Origin of the sequence: Flagellimonas flava, from assembly GCF_900129665.1 — a bacterium.
Classification (GTDB): domain Bacteria; phylum Bacteroidota; class Bacteroidia; order Flavobacteriales; family Flavobacteriaceae; genus Flagellimonas; species Flagellimonas flava.
In genome coordinates this window covers 977876-994958 of sequence record NZ_FQWL01000001.1, presented here as the reverse complement: position 1 = coordinate 994958, position 17083 = coordinate 977876, and the positions used below count along the sequence as shown (strand labels likewise).

Sequence of the window (17083 nt, the reverse complement as noted above, 5' to 3'; positions counted from 1 at the left end):
ATGTCCAATCTAGGAATGATCATTGAAGAGCGGAGTAGGGATATCGGCGATTTTTTAGTAGGGAGATTGATTCCCTTCCGAAAAAAGAGAATGATAGGTCCGTTTATTTTTATTGACCATATGGGACCTACCACACTTGGCCCTTCAAAATACATGGACGTGGACCAACATCCCCATATCGGTTTGTGTACTTTGACCTATCTGTCGGAAGGTGAGGTGCTGCATGAAGACAGTTTGGGTACTGTCCAGCCCATACAACCTGGTTCAGTTAACCTAATGGCTGCCGGAAAGGGTGTATCCCATACGGAAAGGACACCCGAGCATTTAAGAGGAGGAAAGAGCTTTAAAGTTGAGGGATATCAAATTTGGATAGCTCTGCCCAAAAACCTGGAGGATATGGACCCGGAGTTTTTCCATATTCCAGAAAGTGACTTACCCAAATGGGAGGAAGAAACCGCCCGCTTTACTTTGGTAGCTGGAGAAGGATACGGTAGGAAGTCCCCAGTGCCCACCTATTCTCCTTTATTCATGGTGGAAATACAGACCACCGAAGAATTTCAGCTGAACGTAAATGGAAAATTGAAAGGGGAAATCGGAATTTGTATTGACAAAGGTGGAATAGAAGCTTGTGGAGAAGCTGTGGAGAAAGGAAATATTCTTGTCAGTAAGGTGGAAGACACCTGTAATATTTTGGTACGACCCAATTCCCGTTTGTTATTGTTTGGCGGTGAGGTTTTTCCAGAGGAACGGTTTATTTATTGGAATTTTGTCTCTTCCGACAAGGCAAAAATTGAGGAAGCGAAAGAGGCTTGGAAAGCAGGTACTTTCCCCATGATGAAGGATGATGACACCTATGTGCCATTGCCTTAATTGGGAACTTCAACCAAAATACCATTACTTCGTATTAAATATCCAACCCATGCCAAAAGACTTAAAACGTCCTTTCTTTTTCGCACAATTCACCCTATTACTAATCGTTTTGACCTCCTGCGCTCCTGAGCAGCCTAAAAAGGAGGAGGTTCTTTTTCAGCAGTATTGTGCAAGCTGTCATATAGCTCCTAAAATTGAATCTCTTCCCAAGGAAATCTGGAGGGATGCGGTATTGCCCGATATGGCTTCCCGAATGGAAATAGAGGAAATGTATCAGGACCCTAATGAGGTTAAACCTGGTTTTCGACCTAAAATCAAATTGGCAGATTGGTTATCCCTCCAAAATTATATTGTGGAACTGGCTCCCGAAAGATTAGAGTCACCACCAATTCCAAAACAGAATTCACTTGGGTTGTTTAGCCCAAAGACCGTGTCATTAGATGACCAAAATGGGGCCTTAATAACATATCTGGAATGGAATACCACGCATAACTGCCTATTTTATGGTGATATCTCGGGTAGATTGGCAGCATATGACTATCCATCCAATACTTCTAAAAAAACCTTTCAAGGACATACTCCCATAACCTGGTATAATAGCAGAGATTTAACCCAAATGGTCACAGAAGTAGGAATTTTAGACCCTTCGGAATTGGAACAGGGTAAAATGACTGTTATACAAGATGTGGACACATTAACACTTTCCAATCCATTTCATAGACCCGTGCATACCCTTATGGAAGACCTCAATGGGGACGGAAATCTAGAATTGGTGGTTAGTGAGTTTGGAAATGAAACGGGCCAATTATCCTTGTTGACCAAGGCTGAAAACGGGCAATATGATAAAAAGACACTTTTGAACCTTCCTGGCGCCATACGAACCTTAGCCAAGGACATGGACAAGGACGGAAGGCTGGATTTGGTTTCAATTATTTCCCAGGGCAATGAGAGTGTTACCATTTTCTATCAAACAGGGGATTTGGATTTCAGAGCAGAAAAGGTGTTGGAGTTTAGTCCGGTATATGGAAGCAGTTGGTTTGAACTTGTAGATTACAACGGCGACGGGCATGATGATATTATTACCGTCAACGGAGATAATGCGGACAAATCCTATGTGCATAAGCCGTATCATGGGATGCGTATCCATCTTAACGATGGGAACAATAGTTTTTCCGAAGCCTTTTTCTACCCCCTTTATGGAGCAACTAGGCTGTTGGCCAAGGATTTTGATCAGGATGGGGACTATGATTTTGGTCTGATCAGCTCGTTTCCCGATTATGAAAAACATCCAGAGTTATCCTTTGTGTACTTGGAAAATATTGATTCCAATAATTTTCAGTTTTCAACACAAACCCTTGAAAACCCAAATGCAAGTCGATGGTTTTTGATGGATGCTGCGGATATTGATGGCGATGGGGATGAAGATCTTTTGCTAAGTGCATTTACCTATGTGTTCACTCCAGTACCGGAGGAGTTGTCTGAGCAATGGTCCCAAGGAAACGTGGATCTCTTGGTGTTGGAAAATAAATTGAAGTGAAAGCGATTTTTGTCATAGGATGGATTCCGTGTTTTTTCTTTCTTTCCGCTTGCGAGGAGGAAGGTTCCAACTTTTCATCCTACGAATGGTTTGGGCTTGAAGTAACTGCATCCGCTTATAACTCGGTGTCCTGGCAAACAACGGAAGAAAACCCTAGCGTTGCTGCCTGGGGAGACACCCTAAAGCCGGGAATGAAGTGCATAGCGGTGTCCCGGGACTTGTTGCAAAAAGGACTGACCCACAACACTATGGTGCGGTTGGATACCTTCCCTGATACTTTTTATGTAAAGGATAAAATGAACAGACGTTGGCGCAATCGAATTGATATTTATATGGGAACTGATATTAAGAAGGCAAGGGAATGGGGCAAAAAGAGATTACAGATTTGCTATGCAGTGGTTGTGGATACGATAAAAACAAAGGAAGATGAAAAGTAAAACTTTATTTTGGCTTATTGTTTGGTTGTTCCTGCTGCAATCCTGTTCAATTCAACGGGAAATAGTTGACAGGCCCATTGTTTTTGACCAAGAACGCATAAAACTTACCAAGGAATACTTAGCTCAGCGGTATAATTTGGTTCAAGATACTCCAGAGATCATCCCTAAAATGGTGGTGTTGCATTGGACCGCGATTCCAACCTTGGAAAAGTCCTTTGAAGCATTTGAGAAGTCAACTTTACCCAATTGGAGACCGGATATTGAAAGTGTAAGCGGTCTAAACGTTTCCTCCCATTTCCTGGTGGACCAGGATGGAACCATTTACAGACTTATGCCCGAAACCACTATGGCCAGACATGTCATTGGACTCAATCATTGTGCCATCGGAATTGAAAATGTAGGAGGAACCTCAGAAACTCCCTTGACCAAAGAACAGCTAAAATCAAATATCTTTTTGGTTCGTTACCTGACTGAAAAATATCCCATAGAATATGTTGTGGGACATTTAGAGTACACCCAATTTGAGGGACACCCACTTTGGTTGGAAGTGGATGACAGCTATCGGACCAAAAAAACTGACCCTGGAATGGATTTCATGCAAAAGGTCCGAAGGGCCACAAGAAAACTTAGTTTTAAACCTGTGCCAACAAAATAGAAACATGCAAAAAAACATTTTCCTACTGATTTTTAGTTTGATTTGCGTTCTTTCCAATGCCCAAGAATCTATTACCAATCAACTTTATGACACCTACCATACGTATAAAGAAACGGCTTTGGACAAGAGGCGTATTAAGCATCATCAACTTCAACCACTGTTAAAAAGGTACGAGGTTAATCCAAAATTTCATGTTGAAAAGGTAGGAGAGTCCATTGAAGGAAGGGATTTGCACCTTGTCAGTATCGGTTCGGGCAGCGAAGATATTTTTCTTTGGTCGCAGATGCATGGAAATGAACCAACGGCTACACAGGCCATTTTTGATATCCTTAATTTTTTGGATGCTCCTGAATTCAAAGCCGAAAAACAGGAAATACTCTCCAAGTTGAAACTACATTTTCTACCTATGCTCAACCCGGACGGAGCTGAAGTTTATCAACGGAGAAATGCACTGGGCATTGACATCAATAGGGATGCTTTGCGCCTACAATCCCCAGAGGGAAGAGCATTAAAACGGATTCGGGACAGTCTTGATGCCAAGTTCGGTTTCAATCTGCATGACCAAAGCACATATTACAATGCAGAGCTAACGGATAAGCCTGCAACCATCTCCTATTTGGCGACTGCCTTTAATTATGACAAGGACATCAATGAGGTGCGCTCAAACGCCATGAAAGTCATTGTTTATATGAACGGTATAATTCAAAAATATGCACCGGGACAAGTGGGCCGTTATAGTGATGATTTTGAACCAAGAGCTTTTGGCGACAATATTGCTAAATGGGGCACCAGCTTGATTTTAATCGAATCCGGAGGTTATGCAAATGACAGGGAAAAACAGGAAATCCGTAAGCTTAATTACGTTTCTATCTTGTCCGCCCTATATACCATAGCGCAAAAGAGCTATGTGGACATCCCAATCGAGGATTATGAAAAAATTCCACGGAATGACCGGAAATTATTCGATCTAAAGATTGAAAATGCGACTTATGAACTCCATGGAAAGGACTATATCATAGATTTGGGCATACACAGACAAGAGGTGGATTTGGAGGGACATGAGCAATTCTATTATAAAAGCATTGTGGTGGATCAAGGTGATTTATCCACCTATTTTGGTTACGAAACTTTCGATGCATCAGGGCATAGAATCATTCCCGCCAAAGTATACCCTAGAGCAATTAACACCAACACACGGAACATGTGGAACAGTGAGGGCAGCCCATTTAAATCGGGATACGGCTATTTTAAAACCGATTTTCTACCGCCCATAGCTTACACGGAGATGCCCGGGCACTTTGTGGCAAACAATTTTAGGGTTCCCAAATTTGTTCTACAACCTGGAGTTAATCCGACTTTCTTTTTAGAAAAGGAGGGTAGGCTCACCCATGCAGTGATCAATGGGTTTTTAATAGATTTCTCCCAGCCCATAGAGAAACAAAATTTCGGCAACGGACTGATTTATCGTTAATAACCAAACTGAATCGTTGTTTCATTACCGTACCATAAAAGCAATACCAACATGGTAAATAGGGTACAGACAATGGAAACGAAAAGGGAAAGCACCACACTTTTAAATCCCTTGGAGAAAGGGCCTATTGCACTGTTTCTTATAATTTCTTTTACCACATCCATAGCATTTGTTTGAGTTGAACATCTTTTAAGGTTATTAGGATGTAATCAGTTGTTGTCTATACTATTAGAACAACTGTTGGTCTAAAAACCCTACCATTTCACTGTTTTCGCCTTGGGAAATCCCTACCTTCAAACCATAAAATCTGAAAAACAAACCTTGAATATCATGTTACGAAAATTTTCCTTTTTACTTGTTGTAATGACCTGCGCTCTGGGCTATGGCCAAGAAGGCGCTATATCACTTTTCAATGGTAAAAATCTAGATGGATGGATTAATCATGGAGAAGAGAAATGGTATGTGGAAAATGGAGAATTAATCTGTGAAAGTGGCCCCAAGGCAGAATACGGCTATTTGGGTACTGAGAAGTTTTATAAGAACTTTGAGTTGACCTTGGAATTTAAACAGGAAAATGATGGAAACAGTGGAGTATTTATCCGCTCCACTTTTGAAGGGACCAAAGTTTCTGGGTGGCAGGTGGAAGTTGCACCTCCCGGCAAACATACCGGTGGTGTATATGAGTCCTATGGCAGGGGATGGCTGATCAAGCCAGAGCCTGAAAAGGAGAAAGCACTTAAAATGGGGGAGTGGAACACTCTTAAAATAGTTGCAAATGGATCAACTATAACTTCCTGGCTGAACGGAACCGAAATGATAACTTTAACCGATGAAAAAATTGGCCAAGGAGAAGGCTCTATAGCACTACAAATTCACGATGGTGGAGGTATCAAAGTAAGATGGCGCAACATACAACTAATACCCCTTGACTAAGAATCTATCGAATGTTAGTAACTTGAAGCTTTCATAGGGGTTACCTCAAATTTTCTGAACTCCACAGGACCATGGTCACCTTGAATCATAAATGAACCTGGTTCACCTTCCTTACTATCAATTGCTCCTCCAGTAATTCCTGGGATGGTTTGGTTTTGAATAATGGTTTTTCCATTGGCCACTATGGTTACACGCGACCCAATTAATGTTATTTCATAAGATTGCCACTCATTGGAAGCCTCGGCGGCATTTTCATTAGGTTCCAAAAAACCGTAGATCCCTCCAAAATAGATATCCATGGGGTCCAATCCTTTGTTATCCGCAATTTGTACTTCGTAACGGCCCCGTAGGTAGATTCCACTGTTGCTTCCTTCCGGGTATCTAAATTCTGTTTTAAGCTTAAAATCCATAAACTTCTGATCACTAATTAGATTAGCGCCCTGTTTTGGACTGGTTAAGATTCCTTCCCTCACGACCCATTGATTATCCCCATCCGTATGCCAGCCATTTAAATCGGTACCGTTGAAAAGGTTTATGGTGTCAGTCCACTCTGGGTTTTCTGTAAAGGGCAACTTGGGCTGTTTTACCCCTGTCCAGTTGGAGGTACTGCCATCCGTATATATCATGGTGCCCTTTAATTCTTCACCAACCATCTTCCCCTCAAATTTCATGTCATTTCCCTCCGGCTCCCATTGTCTTGGGATACTAAAGCTGAAGCCTTCAGCGGAACCTTTTACTTCAGAAATTGGTCTGGCACTGCCAAATGCGAAAACAAATCTCCCCACTAGGGTATTATGTCCTGAATGTCTGATTTCCAACCAAGACGGTTCTTCTTTACCTTGAAATTCCATTTCCAAATCCCATCTGCCTTCCAGGGGGTTTTGGTCTTGGGCCATTGATGAATTAGAGGAGAAAAAACTACCACAGCAGAGTGTGAACAGCAGCAATGAAATACGCATTTTTATTGACTTTTGATTTTGCAAAAGCCAAGATACATATTAATAGGAAATCAATTTGGTGAATTTTGTTATGCTCGACAGACTATTCACATCCCCCCTCAAAGCCGCTGGCATTAAACTTGGTTTGTACGGCACCCTGGAGCCCAGCATGGCTTAGCTGAATTACTAGGTTGTTTTCGCCACTTCCATCTCTTTTTGGAGTACAATATTCAAAAAGATAATAACTGCTGGCTTGTTCCGAAACCCGCTGGGATATTTGGGTGAAGGTGGTCTCAAGTTCTTCTTTGTTTCCGGCAAAAACACTTGCTGTTCGGCCAATATCAGAAAGGATATCTGCATCAATCTCAGCACCCAATCCAATAGTGAAAAAGGAAATGTTCCTATTCGCATCGTTTACGGCATTCAGTGCACTTTCCCTGGAATAACGTGAGGCTTGGTCGGTACCATCAGTAAAAAGAACAACCGATGCAGCCCCGATAACATCATCTTGCTCATTGGTCCGAATCAGATTTTCCGCTACCTCGGTGGATTTGATAACAGCTCCGTATAGATCGGTAGAGGGGTCTGCGCTAATGTCGGAGGTAATTCCTTCTATGGAAGTCACAAGCTCCGTGGTAGAGGAGGTGGGCTCGTTCAGCAAGTGCAATTCATCTTCTCCATCGAACCAATAGATGGCCATCTTAAAAGAATCTGATTCCGGGTTCGGCATCACATTGTTTATGAAACTCGCAGATGCTGTCTTTAGTTCATCCAGACTACTTTCCAAAACACTATTGCTCAAATCAAGCACCAGTAAGGTATTATTGTTGAATACTTGCGAGTTCGGCGATATTCGTGCTAAAGATTCTGAAGAAGAAATAGTGTTAAAGCAATTGTCGTTACGCCCTTGTTCATAGATGGTAAACTGGTCCGCTGAAAGACCGGAAACGGGATTTCCCTGCACATCTGAGACTCTAAATAAGATTGAAACTTTTCCTGGAAGGGTAGTGAACTGATCCTGAATGGACAAAAGCAATTCGTTGTCCTCGAAGCCTAGACAATCATCCGGTTCTTCACCTTGACCTAGTTCTCGTTGATTGATATCGAAGCTTACATCATCATCGGCATTTCCACAACCAACGAATAGAGCTAAAAGTATAAGTATAAGGGGATATTGAAATGGAATTTTCATTTTCTATCGTTTGAGGTTCTTCCTTTGGAACGCAAAAAGGAAAGTTATAGTGTGCTTTAAGAAAATTTTGTAGTTTCCATAAATGAAATTCGCTCCGAGAAAATTTTCAATTATTTTTCTATTGGTTTGGTCATATTCAGCTTTGGGCCAAGCTGAAAATATTGCTGAAAAGTTGGGTTATCCCAAAGATGCTAAAATGCTGATTATCCATGCAGATGACTTGGGTATGTCCAATTCAGAAAATAGGGCCAGTATCGAAGGCTTGGAAATGGGACCTGTCAATTCAGCAAGTATAATGGTACCTTGTCCGTGGTTTCCGGAAATCGCGAGCTATGCCAAAACACATCAGCATGTTGATTTTGGACTGCACCTTACCCTGAACAGCGAGTGGAAAAATTACAAGTGGGGACCAGTAAGTGCTAAGGATTCCGTGGCAACCTTGGTCAATTCCCAAGGTTATTTTTTCGACAATGTGCCAGAGGTTGTTCAAAAGGGTGACCCAGACCATGTTGAAATTGAATTGCGAAACCAAGTGTTAAAGGCCAAAAAGGAAGGTATTGATATTACCCACTTGGACGCGCACATGGGAGCTGCCATGGGTTCAGTTGATTTTTTGGCCGCCTATATTAAGGTTGGTAGGGAATTTAACTTGCCGGTGCTTCTTGATGATGCGATTCCGGCTATGGCAGATACAAAAATTCAAGAAATGCTGGGCCCAAAAGATATAGTAATGGATAGAACCATGTCTGCAAACCCAACCAATTTTGCCAATGGCATGGATGTCTTTTACACTTCGATCTTAAATGAATTGGAGCCAGGTCTGAATTGTCTACTTATTCACTTGGCTTATGATGACGTGGAAATGAGGGCTATCACAGTGGATCATCCAGATTGGGGCGCTGCTTGGCGTCAGGCTGACTTTGATTTTTTCAACAGTAAGGAGGCCAAAAAACTAGTGGAAGACAACAACATCGTTCTCGTAACATGGAAGATGCTCAGGGATAAAATTGTTAGAGCAGACTGATTTATTTTTTTTAAAAAAAAGTTAAATCCTTCAGCCCTTTGTTAAAAATCAAGGCTTCCATTCAATTTTTGGTAACTTCAAGCAAACAACTTCTCAATTAGAAAACTATGCCAACGTATCAAATTAAAGTAAATGGAGCTTCGCAAACCGTTAACGTTTCCGAAGATACTCCCTTATTGTGGGTATTAAGGGACCACCTAGACCTTGTAGGTACAAAATATGGATGTGGAATTGGGCAATGCGGTGCCTGTACCGTGCATGTGGATGGAGTGGCCATGCGAAGCTGCTCACTTACCCCTGCCCAGGTTGATGGTAAATCGATTACCACCATAGAAGGATTGTCTGAAAATGGAAACCATCCTGTTCAAGAAGCGTGGAAAGAAGTGGACGTTCCCCAATGCGGGTATTGTCAAGCTGGTCAGATTATGACAGCTTCTGCTTTCCTTGAAAACAATCCGAATCCAACCGAAGAGGATGTGAAAAATGCAATGCACGGCAATATTTGTCGCTGTGCATCTTACACTAGAATCCGTAAAGCAGTTATGATTGCTGCCGATAATATGGATTAATTCCCATTCACACTTAAAAACGAAAAAATGTCATCAAATAATTCCCATATATTAAGCAGAAGGGCCTTCATACGAAACTCCTCTTTGGCAGGTGGAGGTCTTGTTATTGGATTTAATCTGTTCCAGGCGTGCAAACCAAAGGTTATTGCAGAACCAGCAATCGACCTATCGACTTTAGATTATAACGACTTTAATGCCTTTATCAAAATAGCTGATAACGGTGCGGTCACCATCTTTTCGCCAAATCCAGAAATAGGTCAGGGGGTAAAGACATCGATGCCCATGATTATTGCTGAAGAACTTGATGTGGCGTGGAAAGATGTTTATGTTGAACAAGGTATTCTCGACACCGAGAATTATACGAGACAAGTGGCAGGCGGAAGTCAATCCATTAGACAAGGATGGGATGCCTTAAGGCAAACTGGTGCCAAGGCAAGGCATATGTTGGTGAGTGCCGCCGCTTCACGTTGGGGAGTAGACCCTTCTGAATGCACTGTTAGCGATGGTGTTATTACTAACGCTGCAGGGGAGACCTTGGGATACGGAGAAGTTGTAAATGAGGCCGCTCTTTTGGAAGTTCCAGAGGAAGTAGAGCTAAAACATCCCAAAGATTACAAAATCATGGGTAAGGACGCCACCAACGTTGATATTGAAAAGATAACAAGTGGCAAACCACTATTCGGATTGGATTATAAAGCCGATGGTATGGTTTATGCCGCCGTGGTTAGACCGCCAAGCTTTGGACACAAATTAGTTTCCTATGATGATAGTGAAGCTAAAGGTATGCCTGGGGTTATTGATGTGGTGACGATTGGTGAAAAAGTCCGCTCCTTGCTGGCGGAAGACCCTGGTTTTTCGAGTAAGATTTCTTCTAGTGATAAGGTGGTGGTCATAGCCGAAACAACTTGGCAAGCTTTCAAGGCAAAAGAGGCTATCAAAGCGACCTGGGAAGAGGAAACCCCAATGGAAAGTACAGAGCAGCATGATGAAATTCTAACTGCCCTCTTGGATGGCAATGATTTTAATACGATGCGTTCAGATGGTAATGTGAAAAAAGCCTTTGCCGAGGCTGATCAAGTATTGGAGCGGACCTATGAGTCGCCATTCTTACCGCATAACTGTATGGAGCCCATGAATTTCTTTGCCAATGTCACCGAAGAGAAGGTACATTTGGCCGGTCCTATCCAAACTCCCGCTTGGAAGGCAGGACTTGTTGCTAAAATGTTGGGTAGGGAAGAAAAGGATATCCATTTGGAAATGACCCGTATGGGAGGCGGTTTCGGCCGAAGACTCTATGGAGATTTTGTTATTGAAGCCTCAGAAATTTCAGATAAAATAAAAAAACCGGTAAAAGTAGTCTATACCCGAGAGGATGATATGGAGGACGGAATCTACCGGATGGCTATAAAATACAGGATAAAAGCAGGAGTGAAAGATGGTAAATTAACAGCATATCATCTAAAGGAAGCGGCCGTCAACGATAATATGTATGGGCTTATTCCGAACTTTTTCCCTGCTGGGGCTGTGGAAAACTATCAGGTGGATGCCGCAAGCTACGATAGCAACATCACTACCGGAGCATGGAGGGCACCATATACCAATTTCTTGGCCTATGCTGAACAAAGTTTCTTTGATGAGTTGGCGGAAATGATGGAGGTTGATAAAATTCAACTCCGATTGGACCTGCTACAAAATGTAAAAGGTACTACGGATGAGCGCATCCAATACTCTCCGGAGCGTATGGAAGAGGTCATAAAATTAGCGGTGGAAAAATCGGGTTGGGGAACTAAACCTGCCGGAGTCCATCAAGGATTTGTCAATTATTATTGCCACAACACCCATGTTGCCGAAGTGGCCGATGTGGAAATTGAGAACGGAGAGCCCGTGGTCAAAAAAATAACCTGCGTTGTGGATTGTGGAATTGTGGTCAATCCTACTGGCGCTCTTAACCAGATTGAAGGCGGCGTTATTGATGGGGTCGGACACTCCATGTATGGTGAACTGCAATTTAAGGATGGCAAGCCAACATCCAATAATTTTGATGGATATAGACTAATACGGATGAAAGAAGCTCCGGTTGTGGAAACTTATTTTGTGGAAAACGAGCACACTCCAACTGGACTGGGTGAACCTACCTTACCGCCAGCTGGTGGTGCGGTGGCCAATGCTTTGAAGGCCGCAACGGGCAATAGACTCTACAAACAACCATTTATAAAATCGCCAGAACTTTTAAAAGTGCCTGAAAAGGAAATTATAGGTTGATTATATGACAATACTTTTGTTTGGGATAACCAAGGACATCGTGGGGAGTTCCACCTTGTCCGTTCCCACTTCTAGCGCAACAGGCAGAAAAATTCCCAAAACGGTAAAGGAGTTGAAAGAGTTCTTGGGGGAAACATATCCCGAGCTAAATAAACTTTCCTCTCTGGCCGTAGCGGTGAACAACTCCTATGCCAATGACAGTGAAACAATCAATGCTTATGACGAAATTGCACTTATTCCCCCGGTTAGTGGGGGATAAATTGTAAGCACCTTATGTTGAACAGACTTGGAACTAAACCTATGTTGATAGATAATCATAATCGTCAAATTAATTACCTCCGATTAGCGGTTACAGATCGTTGTAATCTGCGTTGTAATTATTGCATGCCTTCAGAAGGTATTGATTTTGCAAAAAATGACCGACTGTTGACCATCGATGAACTCATTCAGGTTAGTGAGATTTTGGTGGGTCAGGGTATTGACAAAATAAGGATTACAGGTGGTGAGCCTTTTGTTCGTAAAGATTTGATGTTGTTGTTACGGGCTTTGTCGGATATGAACGGATTGAATGAAATCTCGGTAACCACGAACGCTACCGTAATAGGCCCCCATATTGATGAGCTGAAAGAACTAGGGATAAAAAATATCAACGTAAGCCTGGATTCCATCAATAGGGATACTTTTGAACGCATTACGCGAAGAAATCAATTTGACACCGTGCACAACAACCTTATCCGGTTAATTACCGAAGGTTTCAACGTTCGAATCAACTTTATTGTTTTGGAGGGGCAGAATGAGCAGGACATGATTCCAATTTTGGAGGTTATGAAACATCATAAAGTGTCCATTCGATTTTTGGAAGAAATGCCATTTAATGGCGGTACTAAAAGCTTTACTGGCATCAAATGGAACCACAAGGCCATTCTGGAGCATATAGCCGAAAGTTACCCCGATTATAGAAAGTTGGAATCCCCAAAAACATCCACATCGGTAAATTACAAGATAAAAGGGCATGCCGGCACCTTTGGCATCATTCCATCATTTAGCCGAACATTTTGTGGGAGCTGCAATCGCTTAAGAGTTACTGCTACTGGAGATGTAATCACTTGCTTGTATGGAAAACCCAAGAGTAATTTGCGGGAGGTCATCAGAGGAGCTTCGCCCAAGGAAAATATTGAAAATGAGATTTTGAAGGCTGTTGGTGCAAGGGCAAAGACAGGTTTTGAGGCACAAAATGAGCATGCTACCACGGTATTTGGTAATTCTATGACTTCCATAGGAGGTTGATGGCAGGAATAAAAGCGAATAAAATGGAGGAGAATATCCCACAACTATATGGACTTGTGCTTGCTGGGGGTAAGAGCACACGCATGGGTTCCGACAAAGGTTTAATCGATTATCATGGGGTTCCACAGCGAGAATATTTATATGCGTTGTTGAATGATCTATGTGATAAGGTTTATATGAGTGTCCGGGATAAACAGCAAGCAACGGAGTTGACCGGATTCGATTGTATTTTGGATAACAACCAACACCGAGGTCCCTTCAATGGAATTCTAAGTGCTCATAGGACTTTTCCACAGGTTGCATGGCTGGTGTTGGCCTGTGATTTACCACTTTTGGATGCCGATACCTTACGAATTCTTGTGAAGAATCGAGATGACAGGAAAATAGCTACTTCTTTTGCTACCAATGAAAGTGGATTACCTGAGCCCTTGGTCACCATCTGGGAACCAGAGGGATTGGAACAATCTTTGACTTATCTGAAGACTGCGGAAAGTAGCTGCCCGAGGAAATTTTTAATCAATTCGGATATCCATATGGTGCATCCAGAACATGACGAGGTACTTTACAATGCCAATTCATTGGCCGATTACCAGTTTGCCAAATCCAAAATTGGTTGAGTTATGGCTGATAACAGATATGATAGGCAAACCAGACTGAGGGATTTTGGGGAAAGAGGCCAAGCTGCATTGACAAACGCCAAGGTCTTGGTTGTGGGTTTGGGAGGACTTGGTTTACCTGTAGTTCAATACTTGAATGCCATGGGTGTAGGAACTCTGGGCCTGATGGATCAGGATACCGTGGAACTCCATAACCTTCAACGACAAGTATTGTATTCCGAGGACGATATAAATCGTTTAAAATTGGATGTTGTGCTGGAAAAATTGGAGCAACAAAACTCAGAGACTGTTTTCAAACCCTTCGATACATTTTTAACCAAACAAAATGCCCTGACGATTATCCAGGACTTTGATGTTGTGGTGGATGCCACGGATAATTTCCCTACACGTTACCTTATAAATGATGCTTGTGTAATATTGGGCAAACCATTTGTTTATGGAGCCTTGCATGGTTTTGAAGGGCATCTAAGTGTCTTCAATCATCAAGATGGGCCTACCTATCGATGTTTATATCCAAAAATGCCAAATCCGCAGGAGGTTCCGGATTGCAATGACAATGGTGTCCTTGGTGTGGTGCCGGGAATTATGGGAACGCTTCAAGCCTTGGAAACCGTAAAAGTAATTACAGGTATTGGTGAAGTGCTGTCTGGTGAATTGATGGTGTTTGATGGCTTGACCCAACGTATGTCAAAGATGAAATTCCAGACTATAGCAGAGCATAAAAAAAGAAAGAAACTGGAAGAATTTTATGACCCTTTGGATTGTGTTACCGCGACTACGATTGACCCAAAGGTTTTTCGGGACATCAGAACCACACAGGAAATCACTTTGGTGGATGTGAGGTCTGCCAAAGAGTTTAGTGCAAGTCATTTACCGGAAGCCGAACATATTCCATTAGATCAACTTGGCCAACGACCAATTCCCATACCCGCAAGTAATAAAGTCTATCTTATCTGTCAGTCAGGTAAGCGAAGCGGTATCGCAGCAAAGCAATTGCAAACCATCTATCCCAATATTGAATTTTGTTCTATTTTGGGCGGTATGAACAAAGTACTACCATTAGTAACCGACATTCAATGATCTCATTTGAAACTGCTTTTCAAAAGGTCATGGCTTTTGCCACTGATTATGGAACTGAATTGGTTCCTTTGAAAAATGCCTCAGGGAGGGTTTTGGCCGAAATAATTGCGGCTGATCGTGACTTCCCTCCATTTGACAGGTCTACCAAGGACGGCATTGCTATTAAATTTACAAGCCATACAATATCCAATCGAGTCTATTCCATAGCTGGGTTGGCCCAAGCCGGAAGTCCACAACAGGAACTGTTGGACACTGGGAGTTGTATTGAGGTGATGACCGGGGCAATGGTTCCAAAAGGGGCCGATACCGTAATCATGTATGAACATCTGTCAAAATCAGAAGATGGTAGGTCGTTTACTTTGGAACAGGAAGTGAAAAAAGGACAAAACATTCATTACCAAGGCAGTGATACTGGTGAGGGGGAGAGTTTACTTCCAACGGGAACTGTATTGGGACCCGCAGAAATCGGGGTATTGGCATCTGTAGGGAAGTCGATGGTTTTAGTGAAAAAACTACCCAGGATAGCAGTCATCTCCACGGGAAACGAACTGGTGGATGTAGATCAAACCCCAAGACCATATCAAATAAGAAAATCCAATGTGCATAGCTTACAAGCTCTTTTGGGAAAGGAGCATGTCGTCGCTGATGAGTTTCACTTTCAAGATAGTCTTGAGAAATTGAAGCAAGAGTTGCAGTCGGTTTTGGACAATTATGATGTGGTACTTCTTAGTGGAGGGGTATCCAAAGGTAAGTTTGATTTCTTACCCGAAGCCTTTGAAGCCCTCGGGGTGACCAAAGCGTTTCATAAAGTACTTCAACGCCCTGGAAAGCCTTTTTGGTTTGGTAGACATAATACCTCGAATACAGTCTTGTTCTCTTTTCCGGGCAATCCGGTTTCAACCTATGCCAACTACCATATCTACTTTATACCATGGCTTAACAAAACTTTGGGAGTGCATGCACCGGGATTTGATGTATTTTTAGATGAGGCTCTTGCGAATACAACGGATTTGACCCTTTTTATTGGCGTCTCTACCAATCTGGAAAATGGTAAGTTAATTGCACAAAGGATTTCCACAACAGGTTCCGGGGATTTGTTAGCCTTGGCAAAATACGATGGATTTGTAAAGATTTATCCTGGTCAAAAGATTGAAAAGAATGCACTTGTGCCGTTTGTGCCGACCAAACCCTTGGGAGAATGACACATGAATTAAAACATATTGTAAAGCAATTTGAAACCAGGAAAGAAGAGGAGAGCAGGGCAGTTCTAGCTACTGTTGTCGCTCTGGATGGTTCATCGTACAGAAGACCTGGAGTGCGAATGCTGTTGTTTGATAACGGCGATAGGGTTGGAGCAGTGAGCGGGGGTTGCGTGGAAAAGGAAGTGTGGCGACAGGCCACTTCCGTTTTGACTTCTGGGACATCCAAAATCATGGTGTATGACGGACGATACCGTTTAGGTTGTGAAGGCATACTCTATATTTTATTGGAATTGTTCGATCCTAGCGCAGCTTTTTTTTCTGCGTTTTGGGATACCATTCAGGAAAGAAAAAACTTCAAAATCAGTTCATTTTTTAAAAAGGAATTGAGTGAGAGCTCAGGATACCATACCGTTGTTGATTTTGGAGGAACGGTGATGGCCATAAATCAATTGGAGAAGAAATCAACCGAAGGTTTATCCTGTTTTAAGCAAGAAATGTATCCTTGTTTTCAACTTTTGATTATTGGAGCGGAGCACGATGCCGTTCAATTGTGCAAATATGCTGCTCTTACAGGATGGGAGGTTACAGTGGTGGCCAACCCTAAGGAGGAAAAATCAGAGGTTGACTTTCCTGGAATCAAGCGCTTGTTAAATATAGACCCAGAGTTGTATCGACCAGAGGTTGATGCTCAAACGGCTGTATTGGTAATGACCCATAGTTTTGTCAAGGACCTTCAATTTTTAATGACACTCCAAGACCAAAACTGTGCGTATTTAGGCCTTTTAGGCCCCCTAAGAAGGCGTGAAAAGCTTTTTGACGAGCTTTTGGAAAGAAGTCCAGAAATTTCAGAAGAGTTTCTTGACCAAGTACATGGCCCTTCGGGACTGGATATTGGATCAGAAACACCGCAAGAAATAGCGATTTCAATTTTATCGGAAATTTTGGCTGTCATAAACAGAAAAGAACCTTCCTTGCTCAAATATAAAGTAGGCCGTATTCACACCTGAAC

At 42.4% G+C, this 17083-nt stretch carries 18 protein-coding genes; 15 read left to right on the top strand and 3 right to left on the bottom strand.

The window, feature by feature from the left end; all coding sequences use genetic code 11:
• Genes BUC10_RS04565 through BUC10_RS04545 form a run of 5 tightly spaced genes read left to right on the top strand, consistent with a single transcriptional unit; the run spans position 1 to position 4970 of the window.
• On the top strand, positions 1–870 hold the full coding sequence (locus BUC10_RS04565) for a pirin family protein (protein ID WP_073176753.1): 870 nt from the start codon (positions 1–3) through the stop codon (positions 868–870).
• Between the two features lie 49 nt (positions 871–919).
• A complete protein-coding gene (locus tag BUC10_RS04560) occupies positions 920–2407 on the top strand; it encodes an FG-GAP repeat domain-containing protein (RefSeq protein WP_073176752.1) in 1488 nt (495 codons plus the stop codon).
• Positions 2404–2844, top strand: coding sequence for a 3D domain-containing protein (locus BUC10_RS04555; RefSeq protein WP_245812778.1), 441 nt, complete (start codon positions 2404–2406; stop codon positions 2842–2844). Before BUC10_RS04560 ends, BUC10_RS04555 begins: the two co-directional genes overlap by 4 nt.
• The gene (locus BUC10_RS04550; protein WP_073176750.1) at positions 2834–3499 is read left to right on the top strand and encodes a peptidoglycan recognition protein family protein; all 666 of its coding nucleotides are present in this window, start codon (positions 2834–2836) and stop codon (positions 3497–3499) included. Before BUC10_RS04555 ends, BUC10_RS04550 begins: the two co-directional genes overlap by 11 nt.
• A gap of 4 nt (positions 3500–3503) precedes the next feature.
• Entirely contained in the window at positions 3504–4970 is a 1467-nt protein-coding gene (locus BUC10_RS04545) for a M14 family zinc carboxypeptidase (protein WP_073176748.1), read from the top strand.
• On the opposite strand, the gene BUC10_RS17810 is transcribed toward BUC10_RS04545, so the two are convergent.
• Complete coding sequence (locus tag BUC10_RS17810; RefSeq protein WP_165614854.1) at positions 4967–5134, bottom strand: hypothetical protein; 168 nt, start codon at positions 5132–5134, stop codon at positions 4967–4969. The two genes, BUC10_RS04545 and BUC10_RS17810, sit on opposite strands and share 4 nt — an antisense overlap.
• 166 nt (positions 5135–5300) lie before the next feature.
• Between BUC10_RS17810 and BUC10_RS04540 the strand changes: the two genes are divergently transcribed.
• Positions 5301–5903 carry a 3-keto-disaccharide hydrolase gene (locus tag BUC10_RS04540; RefSeq protein WP_084732559.1) on the top strand — a complete coding sequence of 201 codons (603 nt, stop codon included), beginning with the start codon at positions 5301–5303 and terminating at the stop codon, positions 5901–5903.
• Positions 5904–5917: 14 nt separating this feature from the next.
• Here the strand turns inward: BUC10_RS04540 and BUC10_RS04535 are convergent, their stop codons facing one another.
• A complete protein-coding gene (locus tag BUC10_RS04535) occupies positions 5918–6862 on the bottom strand; it encodes a 3-keto-disaccharide hydrolase (protein WP_073176746.1) in 945 nt (314 codons plus the stop codon).
• Positions 6863–6944: 82 nt separating this feature from the next.
• On the bottom strand, positions 6945–8033 hold the full coding sequence (locus BUC10_RS04530) for a vWA domain-containing protein (RefSeq protein ID WP_073176744.1): 1089 nt from the start codon (positions 8031–8033) through the stop codon (positions 6945–6947).
• Between the two features lie 196 nt (positions 8034–8229).
• Between BUC10_RS04530 and BUC10_RS04525 the strand changes: the two genes are divergently transcribed.
• From BUC10_RS04525 to BUC10_RS04485, 9 genes are all read left to right on the top strand, one after another.
• Positions 8230–9057 (top strand): polysaccharide deacetylase family protein, encoded by an 828-nt coding sequence (locus tag BUC10_RS04525; protein ID WP_165614853.1) that lies wholly within the window; start codon positions 8230–8232, stop codon positions 9055–9057.
• Positions 9058–9164: 107 nt separating this feature from the next.
• Positions 9165–9626 (top strand): (2Fe-2S)-binding protein, encoded by a 462-nt coding sequence (locus tag BUC10_RS04520; RefSeq protein ID WP_073176739.1) that lies wholly within the window; start codon positions 9165–9167, stop codon positions 9624–9626.
• Between the two features lie 27 nt (positions 9627–9653).
• The gene (locus BUC10_RS04515) at positions 9654–11888 is read left to right on the top strand and encodes a xanthine dehydrogenase family protein molybdopterin-binding subunit (RefSeq protein ID WP_073176737.1); all 2235 of its coding nucleotides are present in this window, start codon (positions 9654–9656) and stop codon (positions 11886–11888) included.
• A 4-nt stretch (positions 11889–11892) separates the two neighbouring features.
• On the top strand, positions 11893–12147 hold the full coding sequence (locus BUC10_RS04510) for a MoaD/ThiS family protein (protein ID WP_073176735.1): 255 nt from the start codon (positions 11893–11895) through the stop codon (positions 12145–12147).
• A 41-nt stretch (positions 12148–12188) separates the two neighbouring features.
• The gene (gene moaA, locus BUC10_RS04505; RefSeq protein ID WP_073177190.1) at positions 12189–13175 is read left to right on the top strand and encodes a GTP 3',8-cyclase MoaA; all 987 of its coding nucleotides are present in this window, start codon (positions 12189–12191) and stop codon (positions 13173–13175) included.
• Between the two features lie 23 nt (positions 13176–13198).
• Positions 13199–13792: an NTP transferase domain-containing protein gene (locus BUC10_RS04500; protein ID WP_073177188.1), complete on the top strand. Its 594-nt coding sequence runs from the start codon at positions 13199–13201 to the stop codon at positions 13790–13792.
• Positions 13793–13795: 3 nt separating this feature from the next.
• The gene (locus tag BUC10_RS04495) at positions 13796–14872 is read left to right on the top strand and encodes a HesA/MoeB/ThiF family protein (protein ID WP_073176733.1); all 1077 of its coding nucleotides are present in this window, start codon (positions 13796–13798) and stop codon (positions 14870–14872) included.
• Positions 14869–16074 (top strand): molybdopterin molybdotransferase MoeA, encoded by a 1206-nt coding sequence (locus tag BUC10_RS04490; RefSeq protein ID WP_073176731.1) that lies wholly within the window; start codon positions 14869–14871, stop codon positions 16072–16074. The genes BUC10_RS04495 and BUC10_RS04490 overlap by 4 nt, the downstream gene beginning before the upstream one ends.
• A complete protein-coding gene (locus BUC10_RS04485; RefSeq protein WP_073176729.1) occupies positions 16071–17081 on the top strand; it encodes an XdhC family protein in 1011 nt (336 codons plus the stop codon). The genes BUC10_RS04490 and BUC10_RS04485 overlap by 4 nt, the downstream gene beginning before the upstream one ends.
• Positions 17082–17083: the final 2 nt, after the last annotated feature.

Coding starts and splice junctions, on each gene's coding strand:
- BUC10_RS04565 (WP_073176753.1), top strand. CDS start 1: ATGTCCAATCTAGGAATGATCATTGAAGAGCGGAGTAGGGATATCGGC.
- BUC10_RS04560 (WP_073176752.1), top strand. CDS start 920: ATGCCAAAAGACTTAAAACGTCCTTTCTTTTTCGCACAATTCACCCTA.
- BUC10_RS04550 (WP_073176750.1), top strand. CDS start 2,834: ATGAAAAGTAAAACTTTATTTTGGCTTATTGTTTGGTTGTTCCTGCTG.
- BUC10_RS04545 (WP_073176748.1), top strand. CDS start 3,504: ATGCAAAAAAACATTTTCCTACTGATTTTTAGTTTGATTTGCGTTCTT.
- BUC10_RS17810 (WP_165614854.1), bottom strand. CDS start 5,134: ATGGATGTGGTAAAAGAAATTATAAGAAACAGTGCAATAGGCCCTTTC.
- BUC10_RS04540 (WP_084732559.1), top strand. CDS start 5,301: ATGTTACGAAAATTTTCCTTTTTACTTGTTGTAATGACCTGCGCTCTG.
- BUC10_RS04535 (WP_073176746.1), bottom strand. CDS start 6,862: ATGCGTATTTCATTGCTGCTGTTCACACTCTGCTGTGGTAGTTTTTTC.
- BUC10_RS04530 (WP_073176744.1), bottom strand. CDS start 8,033: ATGAAAATTCCATTTCAATATCCCCTTATACTTATACTTTTAGCTCTA.
- BUC10_RS04525 (WP_165614853.1), top strand. CDS start 8,230: ATGCTGATTATCCATGCAGATGACTTGGGTATGTCCAATTCAGAAAAT.
- BUC10_RS04520 (WP_073176739.1), top strand. CDS start 9,165: ATGCCAACGTATCAAATTAAAGTAAATGGAGCTTCGCAAACCGTTAAC.
- BUC10_RS04515 (WP_073176737.1), top strand. CDS start 9,654: ATGTCATCAAATAATTCCCATATATTAAGCAGAAGGGCCTTCATACGA.
- BUC10_RS04510 (WP_073176735.1), top strand. CDS start 11,893: ATGACAATACTTTTGTTTGGGATAACCAAGGACATCGTGGGGAGTTCC.
- moaA (WP_073177190.1), top strand. CDS start 12,189: ATGTTGATAGATAATCATAATCGTCAAATTAATTACCTCCGATTAGCG.
- BUC10_RS04500 (WP_073177188.1), top strand. CDS start 13,199: ATGGAGGAGAATATCCCACAACTATATGGACTTGTGCTTGCTGGGGGT.
- BUC10_RS04495 (WP_073176733.1), top strand. CDS start 13,796: ATGGCTGATAACAGATATGATAGGCAAACCAGACTGAGGGATTTTGGG.
- BUC10_RS04490 (WP_073176731.1), top strand. CDS start 14,869: ATGATCTCATTTGAAACTGCTTTTCAAAAGGTCATGGCTTTTGCCACT.
- BUC10_RS04485 (WP_073176729.1), top strand. CDS start 16,071: ATGACACATGAATTAAAACATATTGTAAAGCAATTTGAAACCAGGAAA.